The organism is Streptomyces sp. NPDC001056 (assembly GCF_053598955.1).
In genome coordinates, this window is sequence record NZ_JBSFLI010000015.1 from 88,661 (window position 1) to 109,352 (window position 20,692).

12 protein-coding genes and 2 pseudogenes are annotated in these 20,692 nt (G+C 70.8%); 4 read left to right on the top strand and 10 right to left on the bottom strand.

Features of this window, described 5'->3' with window-relative positions:
• Positions 1–81: 81 nt before the first annotated feature.
• The 7 genes from ACWDD7_RS19455 to ACWDD7_RS19485 all read right to left on the bottom strand — a co-directional run bounded on the left by ACWDD7_RS19455 (position 82) and on the right by ACWDD7_RS19485 (position 11,254).
• Positions 82–273, bottom strand: coding sequence for a hypothetical protein (locus tag ACWDD7_RS19455; RefSeq protein ID WP_450458220.1), 192 nt, complete (start codon positions 271–273; stop codon positions 82–84).
• A 120-nt stretch (positions 274–393) separates the two neighbouring features.
• Complete coding sequence (locus tag ACWDD7_RS19460; RefSeq protein ID WP_450458221.1) at positions 394–3,363, bottom strand: alpha/beta fold hydrolase; 2,970 nt, start codon at positions 3,361–3,363, stop codon at positions 394–396.
• A gap of 910 nt (positions 3,364–4,273) precedes the next feature.
• Complete coding sequence (locus tag ACWDD7_RS19465) at positions 4,274–5,752, bottom strand: NUDIX domain-containing protein (RefSeq protein WP_450458222.1); 1,479 nt, start codon at positions 5,750–5,752, stop codon at positions 4,274–4,276.
• Between the two features lie 95 nt (positions 5,753–5,847).
• Positions 5,848–7,710 (bottom strand): ABC transporter ATP-binding protein, encoded by a 1,863-nt coding sequence (locus tag ACWDD7_RS19470; RefSeq protein WP_450458273.1) that lies wholly within the window; start codon positions 7,708–7,710, stop codon positions 5,848–5,850.
• A gap of 586 nt (positions 7,711–8,296) precedes the next feature.
• Entirely contained in the window at positions 8,297–9,571 is a 1,275-nt protein-coding gene (locus tag ACWDD7_RS19475; RefSeq protein ID WP_450458223.1) for a LysR family transcriptional regulator substrate-binding protein, read from the bottom strand.
• A gap of 4 nt (positions 9,572–9,575) precedes the next feature.
• On the bottom strand, positions 9,576–10,601 hold the full coding sequence (locus ACWDD7_RS19480; RefSeq protein WP_450458224.1) for an alpha/beta hydrolase: 1,026 nt from the start codon (positions 10,599–10,601) through the stop codon (positions 9,576–9,578).
• Positions 10,602–10,834: 233 nt separating this feature from the next.
• Positions 10,835–11,254: an esterase/lipase family protein gene (locus ACWDD7_RS19485; protein WP_450458225.1), complete on the bottom strand. Its 420-nt coding sequence runs from the start codon at positions 11,252–11,254 to the stop codon at positions 10,835–10,837.
• Positions 11,255–11,621: 367 nt separating this feature from the next.
• Here ACWDD7_RS19485 and ACWDD7_RS19490 point away from each other — a divergent pair, with 367 nt between their 5' ends.
• Together ACWDD7_RS19490 and ACWDD7_RS19495 are read left to right on the top strand one after the other, a co-directional pair.
• Entirely contained in the window at positions 11,622–12,068 is a 447-nt protein-coding gene (locus ACWDD7_RS19490; protein WP_450458226.1) for a hypothetical protein, read from the top strand.
• Positions 12,069–12,219: 151 nt separating this feature from the next.
• Positions 12,220–13,043: pseudogene (locus ACWDD7_RS19495) on the top strand (zinc-binding dehydrogenase); the annotation flags it as partial.
• Positions 13,044–13,207: 164 nt separating this feature from the next.
• Here ACWDD7_RS19495 and ACWDD7_RS19500 read toward each other — a convergent pair.
• From ACWDD7_RS19500 to ACWDD7_RS19510, 3 genes are all read right to left on the bottom strand, one after another.
• Positions 13,208–14,677 (bottom strand): M1 family metallopeptidase, encoded by a 1,470-nt coding sequence (locus ACWDD7_RS19500; protein WP_450458227.1) that lies wholly within the window; start codon positions 14,675–14,677, stop codon positions 13,208–13,210.
• A gap of 146 nt (positions 14,678–14,823) precedes the next feature.
• Positions 14,824–17,256 carry a SpoIIE family protein phosphatase gene (locus tag ACWDD7_RS19505; RefSeq protein ID WP_450458228.1) on the bottom strand — a complete coding sequence of 811 codons (2,433 nt, stop codon included), beginning with the start codon at positions 17,254–17,256 and terminating at the stop codon, positions 14,824–14,826.
• Between the two features lie 506 nt (positions 17,257–17,762).
• Positions 17,763–18,674: an RNA polymerase sigma factor gene (locus ACWDD7_RS19510; RefSeq protein ID WP_450458229.1), complete on the bottom strand. Its 912-nt coding sequence runs from the start codon at positions 18,672–18,674 to the stop codon at positions 17,763–17,765.
• A gap of 688 nt (positions 18,675–19,362) precedes the next feature.
• Here ACWDD7_RS19510 and ACWDD7_RS19515 point away from each other — a divergent pair.
• A pseudogene (locus tag ACWDD7_RS19515) lies at positions 19,363–19,506 on the top strand (helix-turn-helix domain-containing protein); the annotation flags it as partial.
• A gap of 315 nt (positions 19,507–19,821) precedes the next feature.
• Positions 19,822–20,589: a citrate/2-methylcitrate synthase gene (locus ACWDD7_RS19520; RefSeq protein WP_450458274.1), complete on the top strand. Its 768-nt coding sequence runs from the start codon at positions 19,822–19,824 to the stop codon at positions 20,587–20,589.
• The last annotated feature ends 103 nt before the right edge of the window (positions 20,590–20,692 follow it).

The following is a 20,692-nucleotide window of genomic DNA, read 5'->3' on the forward strand; positions in this document are numbered from 1 at the left end:
CGAGCGGATGTCCCTGATGTCATTCGTAGCTCCCCCCGACGCTCTGAAAGACAGCGGAAAGCGGTGGCGTTCCGGCCGCTCCTACCAGGGAGGTTCTCCCGTGGTCGCGCGGAACGCGGTCTTCGCGTCGAGTTCGAGCGCCTGGCGTCCGGCCTCAAGCGCCTCCATCGCGATGCGCCGGCCCGCCTCCGCCTGGAGCCCCTCAAGCTCGCTCCCCGGAGCGCCCCACGTCAGGGAATGATCGTCGTAGGTGTCGGTGGGGGGAGCAGCCATCGGTGGACCTCCGCGCGTTCGAGTAAGGGCCGCGTCACACAGGGTGAAGCACCGTCAGGCTACGCGCAAGAGCGTCCGGGGCCGCGCATTTCCGTCAACTTCCTTTGAGGCGCGGGGGTTTCAGGTCGGCATTTCCCGCAACGTCGTCTCCAGGAGGGCTCTGGCCTGGACGGACAGCGGGTGCTTGGAACTGACCACCCGGTCGAGGTCGTGCACAAGCGTACGAAGTTCACTCACCGCTTCGGGCGTGCGCCCGCGTATCCCCAGCAGGACGAGGACGAAGTTGTAGCGCAGCCGCATCACGAGGTTGGAGTCCGAGGGCTGGGAGGCGTCCCGCAGGGCCTCGCGGATCACCTGTTCCGCCTCCTCCGCACGGTTCTGACTCAACAGCGAGTGCGACAGGGTCTCCCTCAGTCGGAGGACCTCGGGGGTGGCCGGCGGCCAGTGGTTGCGCCGGCTGATGTCGAGGATCTGGCGGGCCTCGGCCTCGGCCTCGCGGTGGGCGCCGAGGGCGTCCATGGACCGGGCCAGCGTGTGCCGCACGACGAGGGTGTCGTAGTGCTCGTGGCCGCGCACCTGCTTCTCCGCTTCGACGATGGAGCGCAGCATGTCCTCGGCCTCCTCCTCCCGCCCCGTCTGCTCGTGGATCGCACGGGCCAGTTTGTGCCTGCTGGCGAGTGTGTCCGCGTGATCCTCGCCCAGGATCCGGGCCCGCGCCCGCACCACGAGGCGCAACACCCGCTCGGCCTCGGACAGCTGCTCCTGGTCGAGGTGGATGCGGCCCTGTTCGTGGCGCAGGCCGAGGATCTCGCGGTCGTCCGGGTCGAAGCCGAAGGCGGCACAGCGTTCGATCAGCGGGACGACGAGGTCGTACGCGGGGGTCAGAAGACCGGTGGCGATGAGATAGCGGGCGGTCAGCCGGGCCAGCTCCAGGGCCTCGGTGCGCACGGTGCGGTCCGACAGCGGTAGCTCACCGAGCAGGCACGCCTTGGAGACTTCCAGCGTGTGCGGGGCGAGCACGGCCCACAGGGGCCAGTTGGCGGGGTGATCGGGGTTGCGGTGGTCGGTGGCCGACAGGAGCATGCGCAGCGCGACCCCGTAGAAGTCGGCGGGCCGCGCCCGTACCTCCTCGTCCTCGCGCAGGACGCCGTGCACCACCGGATGCAGGGTCAGCATGCCGGCCAGCTCGCGGTGGGACACGTCGGCGCGCTCGTAGGCGTCCACGAGGCCGAGTTCCTCCAGGCCGGCGAGCGCGGCGTTGGTGCGCTCGGCGGTGGCACCGGGGAAGAGCGGGGACTGGGCGAGCGCGGGTCCGGACAGCAGACAGCGGTAGGGGATCGGGGCGATGCTCAGGCAGGTGAAGACCTTCAGCAGGGTCGGGGCCTGGGGCAGATCGTGCTCGGTGAGCAGGTTCATGCCGATGCCGCAGACCTTCTCCACGATCTCCCGGCCGAGCAGCTCGCTGAGATGCGGTCCGTTCTGGCCCGCGGACGTGTTCACGGTACGGCGGAACGTCTCGAAGTTCCTGATGTCGCTGTCCAGGGAGATCTGGCTCTCGTTGACCGCTTTGATCACGTCGGCGGCGTGGCGCAGGGCGAGCGGCAGGCCGCCCAGTTCACGCGAGAGTCCGCGGGCGTCCTCGTTGGTACCGCCGAGGCCCCCGGTCCGCTCCAGGAGCATGGAGGCGCCGTCGTTCTCGTCCAGCGGCAGCACCTGATGGATGCGGGCCGCCTCGCCCCAGGCGTGCCGGCGGCGCACCCGGCTGGTGACGAGCACGGTGCCCCTGGGGTTCTGCGGTCTGCGCAGCCAGCCGGTCCCGTCGGAGACCGGGCCGTCGGGGGGTCCGAGCCGTTCGGGCTCGTCCGCGTTGTCGAAGATCAGCAGCCAGGGGTCGGGGCATGCGTCGAGGAAGGCCCACACGAGGTCCATGGCCTGGCCGACGAGCCACGCCCGCTCCACGTTGATCGACGGGGCGCCCAGGTCGCGTGCGATCATCCGCATGCGCAGGCTGAGTTCGGGCATGGACACCCACCACACGCGGTGTCCGGCGCGCTGGGCGCGTTCGGCGGTCTCCAGCGCGATCCGGCTCTTTCCCGAACCGCCCAGGCCCGCCACGATGTGCACCTGCCGGCGCGCCTGTTCGGACAGCAGGTAGGCGACGAGTTCCTGCCGGTCCTTCCCCTTCAGCTGACCGTCGCTCAGCTGGCCGTAGGGCGGCGGCGGGTAGGGGGCGAGATCCGGCGCGTCCGACGCGGGTGACGGGACGGAGCCGGTGGTGTCCGCCGTGGTTCCGGGGGCGTGCGGGGCGACGGTGCCTTCCTCCGTCGCCGCCGGAGGAAGGGCTCGTGGTGTCGCCGGTGTGGCAGGCGTGGCCGACGCGGCGTCGGCCACCTCCAGCACCGCGGCGCGCACGGCCAGGTAGGAGGCGGCCGTGCGGTCCGCGGGCTGGACGATGGAGAAGTGGTCCGCGGTGACCACGCCGCCCTTGGGGAAGAGGCCCCGGGCGACGACGGGGGGCACGATGTCGTCGGCGGAGCCGCCGTAGGCGCGCACGGGTATGGGGCATTCCGTGTCGCTGTACGCGCGGGCGTGCACCACGGAGCCCAGGACGGTCCGTTGGGCTTCCGTCACCGCCCGGTCGAAGGGCCTCAGCTGCTTCTCCTGCGGGTTGTTCCAGAGTTTCAGGAACTTGCGCACGGTGAGGAAGAAGCCCGAACCGGTGTTGGGGCAGGCGAACATCGTGAAGTGCTTGATCCGGATCAGCTCGGCGCCTTCGCCGTTCCACAGCTTGCGGGCGAGGAAACGCTGCACGACGAGGCCGCCCTGGCTGTGCGTGACGAGCACGATCCGTTCGGCGTCGGAGAGTTCGGTCTCCAGGAAGGTGCCCAGCTGGTCGGCGATGTCGTCGGTCTCGGCGACCCGGCGGTCGGGCCGGAGCCGGCCGAGCGGGGAGTCGTACTCGAAGAGATGAACGCTGACCCGGCCGGTCAGCTCGGGGTCGCCGGCGATGAGCGTCTCGAACGCCTTCCACACCTTGGCCGAGGAGAACAGCCCGTGCACCAGCACGAGATGGACGCGCGTCGACGCCATCGCGAACCTCCGCAGTCATAAGGGGTGTTGAGGTCGAAGGAATTCGATCGCAGATGAAGTGGCAGTCGGTTCAATGATGCACGAGGGGTGGTCGAGGAGCCATGAAAAGACAGAGGGGAAGAAGGGGTGGCACCGCCCGCCCGCAACGAGGGGGCGTTGCGGAACGTGCCTGTGGCACCTTCCCCGTGTGATCGATCTCGGGCGTGTGCACGAGGGGCCTCCGGTGACCTGCGCGGCGGACACGGTCCGCGCGATCGGTGAAGGGTTCACCGGGCCGGCTGGCGGTGAGCGGGTGGGCGCGCCCTCGGCGGGCGGGAGACCGGCCCGCCACCCCGCGTGGAACACCGACGTTCACCACACCCCGCTGCCGGCCCAGCCCCCAGGCCCTCCTGCGCCTGGGGCCCCTGGGCACACGCCTGCCGCCCGGTCCGCGACTGCGAGTTCTCGCCGTGGGCCTCCGAGACCCTCGACGACCGTCTGGAGAGCGGCAAGGTCACCTACGGGGTGGTGAAGAACTGTCCCACAGGCATGGGGAGTTCCTGGTGACATGTGATTCCCGGGGCGCGCCCGCGCTGGATCCGCTCGTCTCCCTCGGATGGCGGCTGTTCGGCCGCCGCACCCCGCTGCGGTTCTATCGGCGGTGCGGCGCACGCATGCGGCGATTCGTCGAGACAGCGCTGCGCGGCGAGCCCGTCCCGCTCCGTCCGGCGAGGAGGGTCGCCGGCTTGGTGTACGCCCCCTCGGACGCCCGTCGCCTGGACGCACCGGCCGTCCACCGGCCGTCCACCGGCTTTCGCCCGCGCTGAGGGGCGGCGCGGGGCCGACGGCACCCTGTGAGCGGCGGCACCTGCTCACGGTCGCGGCCACGCGTCGTCCTGCCGGCGCCCGAGGTCGGGCGGCTTGGCCGAGGTCAGGACCATCCCAGCTCGGAGTAGGCGCGGCCCGTGAGGATGCCCTCGATCGCGGTGCGCGCGTAGGGGACCAGCTCCCGGGGGAGGTCCGTGGGCGGCCACCACCGCCACTCCACGCACCGGTCGGGCTCAAGGACCTCGGGAACGCCGGTGAAGGACCGGGCACGGAAGACGAGCTGGACCCGCGGGCGTGCCGTGGGCGGGTCGAGGAGGTGGACCACGTGCACGAGATCGACGCCTGCCGGGTCGATGAGGAGCCCGGCCTCTTCCTCGGCTTCCCTCACCAGACAGCCGACCGCGGCCTCCCGTTCGCAGTGCCCGGCCAGGAAGTGCCACGTCTTGCCCGCGTAAGCCGCGTCGGGGTGGCGCAGACCGAGGAGGATCCGGTCGTGCTCGTCCTGGAGGTAGAGATGGACCCCGACGATGTGGAGCTCGGTCCCCGCGGGTGCGTCTTGGCGCGGTCGACGGCCTCGGGCGGGCGGGCCGCCGAGCGCCGGGTGCTCGGCCGCGTGCCGGCGGATCAGGTCGGCCAGGCCGGGGCTCAGGCGCACCCGGTCGAGCGTGTCGACGGTGAACCACCGCAAAAAAACACCTTCTTGAAGGTCCACGGAGTCGGGGTGTCCGTTCCACAGACCGGTGTACACCTGGATCGGAACGGCGAGGCCGTCGACACCGGTCGCCGCATCCACCACGTACGGTGTCAGGGCGGTGGGCTCCAGACCGGGCGCCTCCTCGGCGAGTTCGCGGCGCAGGGTCGCCTCCAGACAGGCGTCATCGGGCTCGCGGCCACCGCCCAGCAGCGCCAGGGACCACGGTTCCCAGATGTCGTCCCGGTGATCTCGTAGATGGAGCAGATAGCGACCGTTCCCGTCGTGGATCAAGGCGGAGGCGTTGACCGGCTCGGGCCGCCCGTCGAGGCCGTCGCGTTCGGCGTCCAGGAGTTTGGCGCGCAGTGTCGGTGACCTGACGTCGGTGAGTGCCAGCCAGGTCGCGCGGGACACCTCCTCGTCCCGCAGCATGAGCCGTGGGGGCCGGGCGGCCGTGAGGTAGAAGACGAAGCGGAAGTCCACGTGCCGGTGCGCGGGCTCGCCCGTGGCCGGGTCGGCGTCGATGTCGTGGACGTCGATGTCGATCGGCATCCCGAGGAACTGCGTCGTCAGGCACAGATCCTCCGGACGAAGGCCGGTTTCCTCGCACACTTCGCGTAGCGCGGCACCCAGGAGGGTCCGGTCCTCCTCGACGTGCCCGCCCGGAGCGAGGAGCCTCCCCGATGCCCTGTGCCCGAGGTGCAGGACGCGTCGATCACGGTCGATGACGACCGCGCTGTACGTGATGTGGCTCGGCAGCGTCGTGCGGCTCGTCGGCTCGTCGGGGCCGTCGACGAGGGCCAGCAGCCCGGCCAGGGCGTCCCGCTCGTGCGGATGCCGGGCCAGGTACGTCTCGGTGGTCGTACGGATGTGGGAGCGGGTGGGCGGCACGTCATCACCTCGGCGGAGCGGGGAGCGGGGAGCGGGGTGTGGGCAGGCTGGGCGGGGCCATGGCGGTGGAAGGGGCGGCAGTGGCGCCGGCGCGCTCACGCGGGTGTCCCGGGCTGCTCCTCGGCGGGTTCGGAGGTGACCTGATAGGAAAGCAACTGCCGGAACATTCCGTCCTGTTGGGACAACTCGTGGTAGGTGCCCTCTTGGGCGATCCTGCCTTCGTCGAGGACCACGATCCGGTCCGCCACGGCCACATTGGTGATGCGGTGCGTGACCAGCAGAACCACGCGGTCCCGGGCGAGGTCCCGCAGGCGCTGGAAGATGCGGTACTCGGCGCGGGGATCGAGGTTCGCGGTCGGTTCGTCGAGGACCAGCAGCCCGGCCTCGCGGAAGAACGCCCTGGCCAGCGCGATGCGCTGCCACTGGCCGCCGCTGAGTTCCTCGCCGTTGAGCCACTCGCGTGCGAGCAGGGTGTCCAGGCCGGCGGCGAGTTGGTCGACGACCTCGTCGGCGCCCGCGGCCTCGCACGCGTCCCGCACCGCGGCGTCACCACGGGTCGTGGGCTGCCCCAGGTTCACGTTCTCGCGCACGGTCAGCGGCCAGTGCGCGTAGTCCTGCGGCACCAGGGCCACCTGCCGCCACAGGGCCTGCGGGTCGGCCTCGCCGACGGGTTTCCCGTCCCACAGCACTTCCCCGGCCGTGGGCAGGTTCAGACCGCTGATCAGCTTGGACAGCGTCGACTTCCCCGACCCGTTGAAACCGACCAGAGCGGTGACCTCCCCGCGGCGCAGGGTCAGCGAGACATCGGACAGGGCGTCGCGGTCCTTGCCCGCGTAGCGGTGCGTGACCGACTTGACCTCGATCGTCTTCGGCGGCTCGGGACGGCGCGAGCCCCGGCGCATACGGAAACCGCCGGCCCGCTCCAGGAAGTCGCTCCAGTCGTCCATGTACAGGCCCGTACGCACGGCTCGCGCGCCGATGGCCACCAGACCGCGGACCGACTGGCCCACCATCTGCAGGGCGAAGACGGCCGTCCCGGCGTGGCCGACGGTGATGTGCCCGCCCGCCAGCAGCAGAACGACCGCCGCCCATACGACGGCCGACCCCAGACCACCGCACAGCGCGCCGACAAGGGACATGCGGGCGCCCTTGTCGGCCGCGGTCCGGTCCTCCCGGTTGATCCGGGCGACCGTTTCCCGGTACCGGCCGGCCAGGAACGGGGCCATGGTCCCGGCGCGGATCTGGTCGGCGGCGTCCCTGTTGTAGATGTGCCAGCGCAGCACCGACAGCATGCGCAGGTCGCCGTTGCTGCGCAGGTTCGCCAGGTACCGCACCCGCGCGGCACTGATCTGGGCCAGGGCCTGCGGCAGGCTCGCCGCGATCAGGAGCGGCAGCAGCAGCCAGTTCACCCCGGTCAGCACGAGCGCGCCGGCGACGAACGAGGCCGCCGAGGCGATCAGGTCCTGCCCCTCGTCGATCAGGTCCCCGGTGACCTGCGCCCCGCGGTCGGCCGCCTCACGCGCCCGGTTGAATTCGGGATCGTCGTAGGCGCACAACTCGGCCTCGGCACAGCCGAGCAGCAGCTGCTGTTCGGCCTCGCGCGACATCAGCGGGCCCAGCCGGGAGGACAGCCAGTTGACGGTGATGCCGAGCAGGGCGCGCATGCCGGCGGCACCGGCGAGCAGGGCCACCGACGGCCAGGCCCGAAGGAGCCGGTCGTAGACGTCCGTGCTGGTGAGCAGCGCGGTGAGGGTGCCGCTGATGGCGACCAGGCCGAGGGCCTGCATGACACCGCCGGCGGCCTGGCACACCAGGAGGCCGATGGTCGCCGGCCGGTCGACCTGCCAGGCCAGGGCCAGTGAGCGGCGCACCAACTGCGGCAGACGCCGCGCCATGTCACGCAGCCGGATCGAGCGGCCGGCCGCCTCGCGGCTGCCGGTCAGGTCGACGTACCGCATCTGCGGCTCGCTGTCGGACTTCGGCGCGATGTCCTGCTCCGCTCCCGGGCGGTCGGAGGCTCTGGGGGACCGGGCCGGTGGGGCGGTGCGCGGTTCGGGGACGCCGTCGGGTGATTCACCGGTGGCCCTGTTCATGCCGCCCACCTCGTATCCGGACATGCCGTAGGGACGGAGCCGACAGCGAGCCGGACCCGCGTCGGCGTGACCGCGGGCGGGGGAGGAGTGGCGGGAGCGGGCGGAAGGACGGTCCGAGGATCGAGCACGCGGAACACGGTGGCCTCCGGGAACGACGGATGGGGCACAGGGATCAACGACACATGCCCCCGTGTCGAACACACGTCTTTCGGACGTACGGGAAGTCCCGGCGGCAGGCGAATACGCGTTCGTGCCGGATACATCGACCCTTGCCCGCGCGGGCCGGCCGTCGGGCACCGTCGTGGCCGAAACGCCGATGGTGGTCGCGCAGGCCGTCGTGCGAGCCGCTCGGCACCGGTGTCCGCGACAGCGCCGAAGACAGGTCAGGTTCGATCATCCAGACAGATCGTCACGGGAGAGCCTTTAGACTCGGCGCCCGTACTAGTCATGATCACCACTGGAAGGGACAACATGTTTCAGGACGCTCCGATCTACCACCAGCTTGTCGCGGAGCGTGGCGATGTCCCTGCGCGCGTACGCGACGCGGCGGGGAGCATACTGCGTGAACTCGAACACGTGATGGGTGCAATGGCGTTGCCCGCTCTCTCGACAAGCCCTCTGCCGATGCGACAGCCCGAAGCCGCTCCGCGAACGGCGCTTCCGCTGCCCAGACCGTAGGCCGCCGCGGGCAGTGGGTGGTACCGGGCGGGTTCCGGTGTCGACCCCCGCACCGCCGCGGTCGCCCACCGCCCCCGCCCCCGCTCTCGCCCGCGCCCGCCGCCGACCGGCCGCTCCACCCTCCGTACCCCGGGTCGTTCGGCAGCGCGTGGCTGTACGAGGCGGCGCAGGCGCCGGTCGGTGACCCCGCCGGGTCGGCCGAGGCGGGGCGGGCGGCGCTGAAGCCGCCGTCGTCTTCTCCGACCTCACGTGCGTGCTGACCGTGGTGAGGAAGAACTCGCCGCGGGCACCGCGCTGTTCGGTCCGCCGGTACGCGGGCATGGCATCGCCCCGACACCCCGTGGTCGGCCTGCGCGCGTGCGAGTGCTGCGCGTGCATGTACGGCGTCCCCGCCGCAGGGACGGGCCAGTGAGCGCCATCGACGAGATATTCCCGGCGGCCCTGGACCAGTGGCCCCCCGAAGACCGGCAGGAGTACCGCCCAGGACTCGTGACGAGACCTGGCTCCGTGTCCGGTTCGGCGGTCGTACTCCAAGACCAGTGGCGGCTTCGCCGCCAGACGACCAGCAGGCCAAAGGCTGTGGTCCCGGCGGCATGTCCGATCCCGCGCAGAGCGCCGTCGCCGAGTTCGCGGCCGCCGCCGGCCACGACGTGCGACCACTTCCCGGTCCCGGGCCGGCCGGAGCCGCACCTCCCCGCGTCTGCCTCTGCGGTGGGAGTGGGGCGGGGGCGGTCGGGCAGCCAGAACGTGCCACCGCGGGCCGTGCCCCGGGCGGCCACAACGCCGGGCCGACGGTGCCGCTGAGCTTGTTGACCACCAGGGCGTGCCCGGCAAGTTCCGCCCAGTGCGGCCGTCTTCGCCGGGCGAGCGGGTGGCGCGGGCCCACGGCCGCGACCCGGTCCTCGGTGCCCAGCTCGACCGTGCGCAGGCGGGTGTTGCCGCCTGGCGCGCCGTAGATCACCGCGGCGTCTGTGTGCCGGGTGGCGACGCCGCCGGTGCGCTCGTCCCGTCGTACGAGGTCGAGCCGGCCCCCGGTGAGCCACGGCACATCGTCATGCCGACAGGGCCTTCAACAGCGCCTTGTCGAACTCCTCGGGGCGTTCGAGGTGGACCGCGTGCCCGGCATCGGCCACGGCGACCTCTCGGACCGTGCCGCCGGCCGCCGCGTAGCGGTCGAGGACGTGACGCGTCTGCGCCAGCATCGGCTGCGCCGGGGTGCCGTCCCAGCCCGGCACCGCGCCGATCGAGCCGAGGTGCGCCAGGTCGAACATCGAGGTGTCCGAGACGATGATGTCGTCCTCGCCGCGGATCCACAGCACCGGCGGCTTGGGGTCGAGCAGATGCAGATCGTCGAGGCGGAAGTGGGTCGGGGCCATGCAGTTGAGGACCCCGCGCGTGCCGGGTGCGATGCCGGGCCAGGCGTCGGACGTCGTGCTGTCGCCGGGGTAGTGGTCGTCGCCGAGTCGTGTGGTGATCATGGACTCGACGTACGCGTCCTCGTGCTCGGTGTGGAACGGCGGCTTGACGTAACAGGTCGTGAGGATGGAGCGCGGAGAGGTCGGGGAGTCGGCGCCGCGGTCTCCTTCGGCGAGCCGCCGGACGAACTCCGGGTTGGCCGTGCCGCCGCCCGATCCGGCCCCGTCCGCCGAGTTGAGGGTTCCGTCCACGTCGTGGGTGCCGCCGAAGCCGTACGGGGAGACGGGGTTGACCAGGGTCAGGGAACGCACCGCGGCCGGACGGTCGCGCAGGTACTGCATGACCACGCCGCCGCCCATGGACCAGCCGACGAGATGGGCCCGGTTGATGTCGAGGGCTTCGAGCAGCGCGGCGAGGTCGTCGGCGTAGTCCCGCAGGCCGCGTGTGGCGTCGACGGGCAGCGGGTCGGTGCCGCCGAAGCCGCGCAGGTCGACGGCGAAGGGGCGGTAGCGGACCGGCAGCGCGGTCATCGTGGTGTGCCAGAACGCGGAGGAGGCGACGTTGCCGTGGACGAAGACGACCGGTTCGCCGGTGTCCCGGACCTCGGTGATCTGCTGGGTCAGTCTGCCGGTGGTGACACGGCGGGTGTGGAGCGTGGTCATGTCCTTCTGGTCCTTCGTCCTCGGGTGCGTCAGGAGAGCCGGGTGGCGACCTGGGCGGTAGCCAAGCTGTGCCAGCCCAGTTCGAGGTGCTTGGCGGTCGCGATGGCCGGCGCTGCGCAGTGGGCTGATGGCGCTGGAGAAGCACTGGCCGCCGTAATACGTCCCGCACCGGTCCTGACCGCCGGCCGGGGCCATCGAGAACTCGGGGTGTGCCGTGTACAGGCCGTGGCAGCTCATGTGGGAGCGCGGGGAGAGGCGTTGCCCTTGCCTCCGCACTCGGACCAGAGGGAGAAGTCGTGGGCCCAGCCGTGGGCGTAGGGGCAGTCGTGGCCGGCGTTCGGACCACCGAGGGCGATCAGCTTCCGGACGTCTCCGGCGCACACCCGTCCCCGACTCGGCTTGAGGGACGACAGGTACGCGCGGGTCGACACCTGGCCCTTGCTCCAGCCGATCAGGTCGACCTTGTCGACGCCGGGCTTCGCCTTGATGACGTCGATCGCGTCGCCCATGATCTGCGCCTGCATGATGCTGTTGCCCTGCTTGTGGGAGAAGCCGACGGCGAAGACGCGGTGGCCACGCTCGGAGAGGCGCCCCATCAACTCGGGGGACGGGCGGGCCAGGGCGCCGCAGCCGCAGCCGCCCGCCCCCACCACCGCGATGACTTGGGCGACGCGCGGTCACCATCGCCGCCCCGGACTCCGCGTGCCAGCCATGTCCCGGCCTTTCCTGCTCATGTGCCCCTGGCGTGTTCGTTCGGTGCTCGTTCAGGCACCGGGTGCGCACACGCTAGGCGGACGGGCAGATGCCGCGGCATGTGGGTGACCCACACAGTGGGATGCGCGTGAATGGTCGGGGACTTCCTTGTCGACTGAGGGCCGGGCGGGCCTCGCGCCCTGCGGTGTGGGAGTCTTCGGGCATGAGCTACGGCCTGACGGCGTGGGGAGGGGAGCGGCTGACGGATGACGAACTGCCGGCCGGCATGGACTCGGCCCCCTTCCGGGGTAGGAAGATCAACAAGGCGTGGACGGACGGGAAGTGCGTTTCGGGATGCTGACGCGGGACACGAAAACCTCGCCCGTCCCCGGCGTGCGCCGGGTGCTGGAGCGGATCGGGCGACTGTTCCTGACCTATTTGGTCCTGTACGCCGTGACATGGATGGTCATCGCCCTCCTCCTGTCCTCGGAGGACTCGTTCACCGACGTCATGCGGTTCGGCTTCGGCATGCTGGCTTTCGTCGGCACACCGACGCTGCTCCTCGCTCTCCTCGCGGGCGTGGCTCACACGCAGATGGACGTCACCACGTTCCGGACGGCGCTGGCCTTCCCGATGATCCTTTTCGCGCTGCCTCTCGCGGGTGCGAGCTGGCCCGAGCCGCTGGTGTTCCAGATCCTGGCTCAGATCGCCTTCGCCGCGTACCTGATGCCCGCACCACTCGTTCCGGAGAACTGGACGCCGCGACCGCAATAGCCTGGTCGGTCTGAGGAAGGTCGGCCGATGCCCCGGCGGAGCGCTCTTCGCGGGTCGCTCCAAGCGGCGGTGCGGACCTCTGGTCAGCGAGCCCGGATGAGAACGGACACCGGCCGTTGTCGGAGGCGCTTGGTCCTTATGCGGCGACAGGCTGGTGGCCGTGGACGACGCGAAGATCCTCAAGCCGACCGACGCGGTCATCCGGACGGCCGTGACCTGCGTGTGCGGCTCGGACCTGTGGCCGTGTCGCGGCGCGGAGCCGACCGAGAGGGCCCACCCCATGGGGCACGAGCACGTCTGCTTCGTCGAAGAAGTCGGGTCCGAGGTCACCTCGGTCAAGCCGGGCCAGTTCGTCGTCGGCTCGTTCGCGACTCGGACAACACCTGCGCGAACTGCCGCAACGGCTTCCAGCCCGGCTGCCTGAACCGCGAGTTCATGAGTACCTGCCAGGCCGAGTACGTCCGCATCCCCAACGCCCAGGGCACCCTGGCCGCCGCCGAGGAGATCCCGGGCGAGGAATTCCGGCCGGGGCTGCCGGCCGTCTTCGACGTCATGGGAACCGGCTGGTGGGCCGCGGACGCCGCCGAGGTGGAGGCCGGCTCCACCGCCGTGGTCGTCGGCGACGGAGCGGCCGGTCTGTGCGCGGTGATCGCGGCCCGGGAGATGGGCGTGGAACGGATCACCGCCATGTCGCGCCACGGGTCCCGTCAGAAGCTCGCCCGCGGATTCGGCGCCACCGACGTCGTCACCGAGCGTGGCGAGGGCGGCGTCGCACGGATCAAGGAGATGACCGGCGGCATCGGCGCGGACAGCGTCCTGGAGTGTGTCGGCACCGCCCGGGCGATGCAGCAGGCCCTGCATTCGGCCCGGCCCGGCGGAAGCGTCGGCTTCGTCGGCGTCCCCCACGGCGTCGCCGTCGTCGGCCAGGAGCTCTTCTTCCCCCACGTCGCCCTGCACGGCGCGGCCCCTGACCGGCTGATGGTCCACCTGGCCGTCAACGAGGCCGACTCCGAGCACGATGTCGTGCACTGGCCGGCCCCCGTCACCGACGAGGAGTACGCCGCCGCCCCGGCCACCGACCGACGCCCGGACGCGGGTGCTGACGTCGTCGCCCCCGTTCTCCCATCGGATCGTTCTCCTCACATCCGAGCGGGCTTCTTCTTGTTGAAGAGCCAGGTGCCGAACAGCTCGGTCAGGTCCTTCCCGGACCTGCTCTCGCACAGGGCGACGAACTGCCGGGTGTCGGCGTTGCCGTGCCGGTGCTGTCGCGTCCAGGTGCGGAGGATGCCGGAGAAGGCTTCGTCGCCCACGGCCTCGCGCACCTTGTGCATGACCATGGCGCCGCGTCCGTAGACGGGCGGGTCGGACACCCGCCCCCCGCCGGGCGGATCGGCGGGCGGGAAGGCCCAGATGCCCTCGGCCTCGGCGTCCGTCCCGTCGTAGAAGTCCTCGAAGATCTCGTCGGTGCTCCGACCGCCCTGATCCTCCTCCCAGAGCCACTCCGCGTAGGTGGCCATCCCCTCGCTGAGCCACATGTCCTTCCAGCCGCGCGGGGTCACGGAGTTGCCGAACCACTGGTGCGCCAGCTCGTGCACGAGCAGTGCCTCGTCCGGAGCTTCCGCGAAGTAGGGCTTGGTCTGGGTTTCCAACGCGTAGTCGAGTCCGGGCAGATGGTCGACGACGGCACCGGTCGAGGAGAAGGGGTAGGGGCCGAAGCGCTCGTCCGCCCAGTCGATGATCTCGGGCACCAGCCTCGCGACGGCGCCGGCGTCTTCGGACTCGTCCGGGTCGATGGCGACGTAGACGGGCAGGTGGCCGTGTGCCCAGCCCTTGTGGATCTCGAAGTGGCCGACGGAGACGTGGGCGAGGTAGCCGGCCATGGGCTCCTCGGTGCGCCAGTGCCGTGTCACCGTTGCGCCCTTGTCCTCCTCCGCGATCAGCTCGCCATTGCTCACCACGTCGTAGAAGTCGCCTTCCTCGTCCTTGGGCACAGTGACCCGTATGTCGTACGTGGCCTTGTCCGAGGGGTGATGGTTGCCCGGGAACCAGGTCATGGAGCCGGTCGGCTCTCCCAGGGCGGTCGAGCCGTCATCGGTCTCGATCCAGCCTTCGAGACCCCCGTCGTCCCCCTCGATCGTTCGCGGGGTGCAGTCGTAGGTGACGATCGTCGTGAAGACCTCGTCGTTCCTCACCGTCCTCGCAGGTGTCACGACCAACTCGTCGCCCGAGCGAGCGACGTGGGCTTTCGCACCGTGCACCGTGGCGGCGCGTACCCGCAGGCCCGACAGGTCGAGGTCGAAGCGGCTCAGGTCCTGGGTGGCCCGCGCCGTGATGACGGCCGTGCCCTTCAGGTGGTTGGTTTCCGGCACGTAATCCAGCGTCAGCCCGTAATGCGTCACGTCGTAGCCGCCATTGCCGAGTGCCGGGAACAGCCGGTCGCCCACTCCGGCCGCGCCGGGCCTCGCGTCGGCGGCGGTGCCGTCTCCCGTTGCGGGACCGGCGCAGGCCGTCGACATGACCAGGCACAGCGCCGCCGCCGAAGCCCAGCCGGACCGAGTGCCCGAGGCCGTCGACCGAGGCCGGTGGTCCGTCGCCGTACGAGGTTTCATCTCATGTCTCCCATCGATCGCGGCACGCGAGACGTCAGAAACCCCGCATCGTCCAATGGTTGCCTCAAGATCGGTAAAAAGATCAGCGATCGGTGTGAGCGCGGGCCGGACCGTCCCCCCGCCGGGAGCGGAGCGCGGGCCGGTGATCAGTTGTCCGGAACGACGGACAGGGCGTCGGCCGCGGGTGCGGGCAGCGTCTGCTCGGCCCAGATGGTCTTGCCGTGGCAGGTGCGCCGGGTGCCCCAGCGATCGGTGAGCTGGGCCACCAGCAGCAGCCCGCGACCGCCTTCGTCGGTGGTCCGCGGGTGGCGCACGTGCGGCGCGGCGCTGCTGCCGTCGGTGACCTCGCAGATCAGTGCGTGGTCCCGGATCAGCCGTACCTGGATGGTGCCCGGCGCGTACCGGATGGCGTTGGTGACCAACTCGCTGACGATCATCTCCGTCGTGAAGACGAGCTCGGACAGCCCCCAGCTGGCGAGCTGCCGCTCGGCCAGGGTGCGGGCGGTGGCCACGATCGCCGGATCGCCGGGGAAGGTCCAGGAGGCCACCTGGTCGTCGTGCAGGGCGCGGGTCCGGGCGAGGATGAGCACGACGTTCTCCTCGGTCCGTCCGGACATCTGCGCGTAGACCACCGCGTCGCACGCCTCCCGCAGGCACGCGTGCTGCTGGGCCAGGACGCGGCGCAGGCGCGCGACACCCGCGCCCTCCTCCGGCGACCCGCGGACGAGCCCCTCGGTGTAGAGGGCGATCAGGCTCCCTTCCGGCAGATCCGTCTCCCATGCCTCGAAGGACAGGCCGTCGCCGCCCAGTGGCGGTCCGCAGGGTGCGTCGGCCGGCGCCACATGCCCGTCCGGGAGGGCGAGCAGCGGCGCGGGATGCCCGGCGCGGGCCACGACCAGGTGCCGGCTCACCGGATCGTAGACCACGTACGCACAGGTGGCCGTGGTGGGTTGGGCGTCCAAGAGGTCGTCGGCGGTGGCCGGGCGGTTCTCCTCGGCGAGTTCCAGCACCAGGTCGCCCAGGTGTGCCAGCACCTCGTCGGGGGCCAGGTCCAGGGCTGCCAGGCTGTGGGTCGCGGCGCGCAGCCGGCCCATGGTGGCCACGGCGCGCATGCCGTGCCCCGCCACGTCGCCGACCACCAGTGCGGTCCGTGCGCCGGACAGCGGGATGACGTCGTACCACGGGCCACCGGCGTGCCCCGGCAGATAGCTGAACGCCACCTCGACGGCGTTCTGGGCGGGGAGACGGCCCGGCAGCAGGCTGTTCTGGAGGACGAGGGCGGCGGTGCGCTCGCGTTTGTAGCGGCGGGCGTTGTCCAGGCCGAGGGCGGTGTGCGCGGCGAGTTCGCCGGCGATGGTCAGATCGTCGTCGTCGAAGGGCGTGGAGGTCACGGACCGGTAGAAGCTCGCCACGCCGAGCACGACCCCGCGGGCGGCCAGCGGCACGACCATCATCGAGTGCACCCGCCCGGCGCGGATGTGGTCGGCGCGGTGCGGATCGTGCGCCAGCCATTCGCCGCCCTCGACCTTCCGGATCAGCCGGGGCCGCAGATCGGCCAGGCACTGGGTGAGCGGTGTCGGGAAGCCGTACGAGGCCTTCTCGCCGATGGCGTAGGCGGGCTGGATTCCGGCGGCGCTGGTCGCGCGGAACGCGGTGCGCCGGAAGGTCACCTCGGAGGAGACCGGACCGGGCTCGGGGGCGTCGCCCTGGTGGACGGAGTCGAGCACGTCCACGCTGATGGCGTCGGCCACGCGGCCCACCGCGGTCTCGGCCAGTTCCTCCGCGGTGCGTGCGAGGTCGAGGGTCGTACCGATGCGCATGCTGGCGTCGTTGAGGAGTTCGAGACGGGCCCGGTACCGGCAGCGCTCCGTGATGTCGATGGCCAGGGTGGCCACCCCGATGGGTTCTCCCGCGGGGTTGCACAGCCGGAAGGCCGACAGGGAGTACATGTGTTCGCCCTGCGGGTCGGCGGGCGGATACCCCGGCTGGATGAAGTCGATGACCGGCTCGCCCGTGCTCAGGACGCTCCGCATCAGGTGCTCGGCGGCGTCGGTCGCCACGGTCGGCGCGACCTCGCGGGCCGGTTTCCCGACGACGCCCTCGGCGGGAACGCCGCGCATGCCGGGCGAGGCGACATTGAATCGCACCAAGCGCAGGTCGGTGTCGAGGACGTGCAGTCCGACCGGTGACTCGGTCAGCAGCGCACCGAGGACCGCCCGGTCGAAGTCGCAGGTGTCCGCGCCGTCCGTGCGGGCGAGGAAGACGGTCCATGTCACCGGGCCCTCGGCGGCCAGGCGGGGACACATCCACCATTCGGCCTCCACCGGCAGTCCGGACCGGTCGCGCAGGCGCACCCGGCAGCCGCCACAGACCGGCGGAGCGTGCGGGACAGCCGCCCCCTCGGTCGGTTCCGGCGGGAGGAGGAGCGACGACAGCGGCCGGCCCACCATCTCCTCGGGCCGGTGGCCGAGGAGCCTCTCGGCCTCCGGGCTCCACTCGGTGATCGTCTCATCGGCGTCCACGAGTATCCGGGCCCGCGGTGTCTCCGGTACGACACCGCCCGTGTCCGCAGTCGTCATGGCTACCCTCCTGTCCCGTAGGAGGTCGGCGTCGCCCGCTCGCCACTCCCTTTCAGGGTGGCAGATGAGCGAGCCGCCCGCGCGGCTGACCACCCCGAAACGCGGCCGTCGCGACGGGCGGCCCGACGATCGAGGGCGCACCCCCGCGTCGGCGGCGGCCGGAGACCTCCGGCCGCCGCGAAGCCGGACCAGCCGACGGACTCTTACGCCGCCGGCCCGGCTCCCTCACGAGCCGCGCCCGCCGGTACGTCACGGGGCAGTCGCACCGCGCCGACGGCGGATCGCGGTGCGGGCACCGACGGTGCCGTTCCCGCTCCGGAGCGCGACTACCGGATCCTCCGGCTCCACGCGGAAACCCTTCGCCCGGTCGCCGGGACCGGACCGGGTACGGACCCCGCACGCGGCAGGCGAGGACACGCGCGCGCACGCTCGCCGCCGAGGTCCATACCTTCGTCGCGAGCGTCGCGGAGGGGCCAGGGCCTGCGGTCCTGTCGGTGGTCCGTCGGTCATTGGTGGGCTGCGAGGGTGTGCGTGAGGGTGGCGAGGGCGCGGTGGGTGTGGGTTTTGACGGTACCGACGGTGACGTCGAGGAGCGTGGCGATTTCGGTCTGTTTGAGGCCATGCCAGTGGCGGAGGATGAGGGCCTGTTTCTGGCGGGTGGGGAGTTGCTGGAGGGCTTGGTGGAGAGTGTGGTGGTCGTGACGCTGGAGAGCGGTGGTTTCAGCCGATAAGACCGTTTCGGTCGGCGTGGTGGTGAGCTGGGTGTGGTACTGCGTGGCGTAGCGGTGGCGGTGGTGTGTGCGGGTGAGGTTGTGGATGGTGGTGCGGAGGTAGGCGGGGGCCGCCTGTTTGTGGCGGAGGTGTTGCCAGCGCTCGTAGAGCTGGTAGTAGGCCTCGGCAACGATGTTTTCGGGGTCGTCGGCGCCGAGGTGTGAGGCGAGGCGGAGGAGGGGGTGGTAGTGGGTTTTGAAGAGCCGGGTGAGTGTTGTCTCCCGGTCGGTTTCGTCCTGGTCCCGGTGGCGTTCCGGGGGCGCGGGGCTGGTGTTGTCCGCGGGCCCGGGTGGTGTGTGGTCCGGCCGGGTTGTCGGGACGACCGGGGTCGTGTCCGGCTTGCGTTCCCTGGTGCTGTCGTCGTCCGTGTCGCCCGCGCCTGAAAGTGGCGCCTTTTCCTGCTGTGCCGACGGGACTTGGGGTGTGTGGTACGGGCGCGCCCCGGTGTTGTCGGCGCTGCTGTGGTCCGTGTGTGCGGCTGCCGGCTCGTCTTGGCGTTGTGCTGCCGGAGCGGCGGGTGCTGTGCGCGGCCGTGGCGCGTGCGTGCCGTCGTCACTGGTCCCGTTGTCCGCGTGCTCCCCGTAGTCCGCGTGTGCCAGTGGTCCGTGCGCGGTGCTTGCGGGCGGTGTGTGTGCGGTGCTGGTCATGCGGTGTTGACATCCCCCTGTTGCATGGCCGCGTCATACCCCCAGCCTGCGCCCCGACTCCGTTCCTCCCTCCCCGTTTCCAGCTCCGTGGTTGTCGAGTTCCGGGCCTACGGGATTCCTGCATTTCGGTACGTGGGGTGTGTGGGTTGGGTGTTGGGGTGTGGTGGGTGGTTGGTGCGACGTTTCGGCCTTTTGCTGTCAATCCGTTGCGTTGTCAGGTTGGTAGCGGGTGTCTGGATTCCCTCCTTCCGGGGTTGGGTTGGTGGGTTCTTGACGGTGTGTTGGGCGGTTGGGGGGTGGAGGTGGATCGAGGCTGGATGTGTTCGGGTCGGTGTGTGGTGGTTTTGGCTCCCGGGCTGTGTCGGGTGCTGCGTGGAAGTGGTCGTTGTGCCTGGTCGGTGGGCTGGTTGTTGGTTATTGGCGGGTGGTGGGTGTTCTGATGTCGTGTTGTGTGGTGGGGCGTGGGGCGCACGTGCGGGTGTGGCCTGTGGCCGGTTTGCGTGTGGGCGTTGTTGTGCTGTGGGTGTGTGTTGGTGGGTTGTTGCCTGGGTGGCGGATCCGGCCGAAAACTTACACCTTCGTGTCAACGTTCCGGGTGGGTTGTGCGACTTGGATGTGTGGGCTCATTCGTTTTGGTCGTGAGGGGGACCGAGTCGTGAGTGTGGGGGAGTCGGGGATGGATGACGGGATGTGGCTGACGACGGAGCAGGCGGCGAGGCGGTTGGGGGTGAAGCGGGAGACGATCTACGCGTATACGAGCAGGGGGTTGTTGCGTAGGGCGAGTGATGGTGCGCGGGGGAGCAGGTTCCGGCGGGATGACATCGAGCGTCTTGCGGCGCGGGGGCGTAAGACGCGGGAGCGGGAGGGGTCGCGGGCGGTTCTGGAGTCGGGTATCGCGTTGATCCGTAATGACCGGTTGTTCTACCGGGGGTATGACGTGTTGTTGTTGTGTGGGGGGATGGGGTTCGAGAACGTGTCGCATCTGTTGTGGGGGGCGAGTGTGGAGGCGTTGGGTGCGGTGCCGCGTCCGTGGGTGTTTCCGGAGGGGTGGCGGGGGGTCGCGGATGCGGGGCGGGGGTGTTCTGTGTTGCCGCTGGACCGGATCGTGTGTGGGTTGGCGGCGTTGTCGGGGACGGGGTGTCGCAGTGTGATCGAGGAGGAGTGCACGGGGGAGGCGGAGCGGCTGATTGCTTTCGCGGTTTACTGTGCGACGGGTTTGCTTGCGGTGGATTCGGGGGGTGTGGCGGGTGCGTTGGCGCGGGGTCTGTTGCCGGTGTCGGGGCGGGGGGTGATGCCGCCGGCTTTGGTGTCGTTGGTGGATGTGGCGTTGAATCTGGCGGCGGAGAACGGGTTGGCGGCGCCGACGGTGTGCAGTCGGATCGTGGCGTCGGTGGGTGGGGACATGAAGGCTGCTGTGCTGGCGGGGTTGTGTGCGATGCGGGGTTCGGCGCCGGGGGCGGCGGCGTATCGGGTGGAGGAGTTGCTGCGTTGTTATTACGAGAGTCCGGGGTGTGCGCGGGTGGCGAAGTTGGTGGCTTCGGATCGGCCGGTGCCGGGGATCGGGCATCTGGCGTTCCGTCAGCGGGATCCGCGGGCGGCGATCCTGTTGGAGCGGATGTCTGCGGAGTGGGCTCCTGATGCTGATCTGCCGTCGGACGGTGCGTTGCGGATGGCGGCGTTGCGTGAGGCGCTCGCGGACATTCGTGAGGCCGGGCTGGTTCCGGTGAACCTTGATTTCGCGGTGAGTGCGTTGTGTTTCGTCGCGGGGATGAGTCCGGGGGCGGGGGAGGCCTTGTTCTCGATAGCGCGGATGTCGGGGTGGGTGGCTCATCTGCTGGAGCAGTTGGGTCAGAACACCAACTTCCGTATGCAGTTCGTGTATACGGGGCCGGTCCTGCGTGGCAGCAACGGCTGATCTGTTGCCTGCCCGGGGGCGCCGCCACCTGTGGCCGGCGGCGCCCCGGGGCGACCGCAGCACCCCGCGCACGGCTCCACCCCCCTGTCCTTGCGGCACCCGG